3 protein-coding genes are annotated in these 3,868 nt (G+C 69.9%); 1 reads left to right on the top strand and 2 read right to left on the bottom strand.

Annotated elements, in window-relative coordinates:
• Positions 1 to 555: 555 nt before the first annotated feature.
• A complete protein-coding gene (locus AC08ON_RS06130) occupies positions 556 to 1,086 on the bottom strand; it encodes an ATP-binding protein (RefSeq protein ID WP_476606459.1) in 531 nt (176 codons plus the stop codon).
• A gap of 38 nt (positions 1,087 to 1,124) precedes the next feature.
• The gene (locus tag AC08ON_RS06135; protein ID WP_476606458.1) at positions 1,125 to 1,466 is read right to left on the bottom strand and encodes an STAS domain-containing protein; all 342 of its coding nucleotides are present in this window, start codon (positions 1,464 to 1,466) and stop codon (positions 1,125 to 1,127) included.
• 319 nt (positions 1,467 to 1,785) lie between these two features.
• On the opposite strand from AC08ON_RS06135, the gene AC08ON_RS06140 reads away from it, so the two are divergent.
• On the top strand, positions 1,786 to 3,868 hold a 2,083-nt coding region (locus tag AC08ON_RS06140), incomplete at its 3' end, for a DEAD/DEAH box helicase (RefSeq protein WP_476616603.1).

The raw sequence follows: 3,868 nt of genomic DNA on the forward strand, positions 1-3,868 counted from the left end.
CCAGAGCCCTCGGCCTGTAGGGCTTGGATCGAGGACATGGCTCCTCCCGGTCTGCTCTGTGCGCCCTCCGTGAGGGTGCCGGTGCTCTCGGGCGCCCTCACGGCGGTCGCCACGGCATCGAGACGGTCACGGCCACGCGCCGCATCCGGCGGCGCTTTGGGCGAGATCGGTCGGTTCTTCCCATTTCTAAGCATCTGACCGGTCTCACGGGGAGCACCAAGGGAATCACGGATGGTTGGATCAGCCGTCCATGAGATGCGGCGGAGTCTATCCACACGTCTGTGACGTGCGCTCGTTTTTCAGCAGCGGCGGCCCGGGTCGCGTGCTCTCGGGTACCTCTCACCGCCCCGGCGATAATCCGGAAACGGATCGATTCAGGAATATTCGGCATAAAAAGATCACTCGTGCTGTTACTGACATGGCAGACTGGCGCCGTGGCTCCACCTCCATGTCAGGTTCCATGTGCCCTGCCTTCGGAACCTGGCGCGGGGCACATGGCGGCACGGTCGGAGGCTGGAACAGTCGCCGGGCCCAGGCAGGGAGACCGGAGAGGTCCTACACCGCGGATTCGCAGGGGTCCGATGTGGCGCCGGTGTGCCAGGTCATCGCGACAACCGTACCCACGCCGTCGGGGCCGCGCCTGATCTCGATCTCGTCGACGAGTCCCTCGATGAGGGCGAGTCCGAGCCCCGGTGGGAAACCAGAGTTGTCCGCCGAGAGATCGTCGTCCGCCGGTTCCGCCCAACCCGGCGGCTGAGTCGACTCGGATCCGAGTTCGAGCAGGGTGGTCGCGGTGACGAGGCCACCGTCCGGACCGGGGGCGACCTCGTCTCCGGTCCGGCCGCAGTCGGCCACCGTGATGGTGAAGGAATCGGCGCCATCGGTGAGCGCGACATGCACCGGGGCCTGCGGCGCATGCCTGCGGTTGACGCGCACCGCTCGGGTGCATGCCTCCGTCACCGCAAGTTTGATCTCGTCGGCCGCGCTGACCGGAACTCCCGCGCGCCGGCTGACCGCCGTCGCAATCATCCTGGCGGTACGAACGTGCCCGTTCAGTGCAGCGAACCGCAGCTCAACGGTGGGCATACGGCGGGCCTGCCTTTCGCGAAAGAGTGATGTTCGGCTCAGTCGCTCGCGGCAAGGGCTTCCTCGATGGAGGAGTGGATGGGGAAGACCTTGGTCAGGCCGGTGATCCGGAAAATCTTCAGGATGCGCTCCTGAGTGCAGACCAGACGCAGCGCACCCTCGTGCGCACGCACCCGCTTGAGCCCGCCGACGAGGACCCCGAGGCCCGTCGAATCGAGGAACTCGACGCCTTCCATGTCGACGACGAGGTGGTATGACCCCCCGGACACGAGATCGATGAGCTGCTCGCGAAGCTTCGGCGCGGTGTAGACGTCGATCTCGCCGCCCACCACCACGACCGTGTGGTTGCCTTCCTGGCGTGTCGTGAGGGACAGGTCCACGGATCCTCCTTGTGTGCCTCCGGCCGTCCCGTGCTTCGGGCGACCGACATCACGGCGCCATTACCCTCCCACGAGGAGGATCAATCCGGTGTGCCGCGACACAGATCGCGGGCCCGGTGTTGCGGCATCGCCGGCTGATGACGTCTAATGAAATGTATCCCCGATCTTGGCGCTCGTGTGGGGGTCGACCGACTGCATCGGCGGTTTCGGCGCAGCTGGTCCCGCGGGGACACTCCGTGGTCCGTCTGCCGTCTTGTCATCGGCCTCGCTGCCCGTAGCCACGCCGAGATGATCTTCGGCCCGGGGGCCCGAGAGGGCGATGTTCCGGGGGTTCGTCCGGCTGAGGGGCGCCGTGACCGCGTCGAGACGCATATCCTCGATCGTCGTGGGCTCGCCGGTGGATGTCGACGGCGCGGACACGGCCCTTGCCGGGCTGCGCCGCGACGTGCGACGAGCGCGGTGCATGACGCACATCGAGCGCGTCCCGGCTCGGGACGGCTGCCCGGCGCCATGGCCGGACTGGATCGATCCGGTCCTGCGGGGACGGTGGACGGCCGCCGGGATCGCGAGCCCCTGGAGTCACCAGGCAGCTGCCGCCGAGGCCGCATACGCCGGGCGCAGCGTGGTGCTGGCGACCGGCACGGCCTCGGGCAAGTCGCTTGGCTATCTGATGCCGGCGCTGTCCCGGCTGCTCGCCGAGCCTGGTGCCCGGGCACTCTACCTGGCGCCCACGAAGGCGCTGGCCCACGACCAGCTTAGAGCAGTGCGGTCGCTGCGGCTCACCGGTATCCGGGCCGCCGTGTTCGACGGGGACACGCCGGCGGCCGAACGGGACTGGGTCCGGGCGCACGCCGGCCTGGTCCTGACCAACCCCGACATGCTCCACCGTGGCATCCTGCCCTTCCACCGGCGGTGGACCCAGTTCCTGCGCGGCCTGCGTTACGTCGTCGTCGACGAGTGCCACGGCTACCGAGGGGTGTTCGGCGCACACGTGGCCGCGGTGATCCGCCGGCTGCGGCGGATCTGCGCGCGCTACGGGACCGATCCGGTGTTCCTGCTCGCGTCCGCGACCGTCGCCGATCCCGGGGTCTCGGCCGCACGGCTCACCGGCGTGGAGGTCGAGGTGGTCGACGTCGACGGATCTCCGCGGGGGCCACTGGACTTCGTGCTCTACGAACCTCCGCTGCTCACGACCGGGCAGAGCTCGCCGGACCGGGAGGGCCCGACCTCCGCGCCCGGCCCGGGCGAGAACGGCGCCCCCGTCCGCCGGTCGGTGACAGCCGAGTCCGCGGACCTGCTGACGGACCTCGTCGCGGACGGTGTGCGCACCCTGGTCTTTGTCCGCTCGCGACGGGCCGCCGAGGTGGTGGCGGTGACCGCCCGCCGCGAACTCGGTCGGATCACCGCGGACCTCGCCGACCGGGTGGCGGCGTATCGGGCAGGCTACCTGCCGGAGGAGCGACGGGCCCTGGAGGAGGATCTCCGCTCGGGCGCCCTGCTCGGGGCGGCCGCGACGTCGGCACTCGAGCTCGGGGTGGACATCAGCGGGCTGGACGCCACCGTCACCGCCGGTTTTCCCGGCACGCTCGCCTCGCTCTGGCAGCAGGCCGGACGCGCCGGGCGGGATGGCCGGCGATCGCTGGCCGTGCTGGTCGCCCGGGACGATCCGCTTGACACCTACCTGGTGCATCATCCCGAAGCCATCTTCGGACGGCCGGTGGAGGCCAGCGTCTTCGACCCCGACAATCCCTACGTGCTCGCTCCGCACCTGGAGTGCGCCGCGGCCGAGCTGGCGCTGACCGAGGCGGATCTGGCGTTGTTCGGACCGACCGCTGCGTTCGCCGTCGACGACCTGGTCCGCCGAGGACGGCTGCGCCGCCGGCCCACAGGCTGGTTCTGGACGCAACGGGCCCGGCCGGATGTGGACATCCGAGGGGCGGGAGGACCACCGGTTCGCATCGTCGAAGCGCGGACCGGTCGGCTCCTGGGCACCGTGGACGCCGCGACCTCGCACACGACGGTGCACGCTGGCGCGGTCTATCTCCACCAGGGATCGAGCTTCGTGGTCGAGGACCTCGACCTCGAGGAATCCGTCGCGTTCGTATGCGAGTCGACGCCGGAATGGACGACCACCGCGCGTGACCACACCGACATCAGGGTGGTGGAGTCGTCGCGATCCCGGGTGCTGCCCGACGTGGAGGTGCACCTCGGCGTGGTCGAGGTCACCAGCCAGGTCGTCGGATACCAGCGGCGGCTGATCGCGACGGGCGAGGTACTCGGGCAGGAGCCTCTCGATCTGCCGCCGCGTCAGCTGCGGACCCGGGCCGTCTGGTACACGCTGTCCGACGACCTGCTTGCCCGAGCCGCGATCGAGCCTGCGGATGTCCCCGGCGCCGTCCACG

The organism is Frankia sp. CoWAU3, from assembly GCF_977971855.1.

Excerpts from the sequence above, each read along its gene's own strand:
- AC08ON_RS06130 (WP_476606459.1), bottom strand. The coding sequence starts at position 1,086 with ATGCCCACCGTTGAGCTGCGGTTCGCTGCACTGAACGGGCACGTTCGT.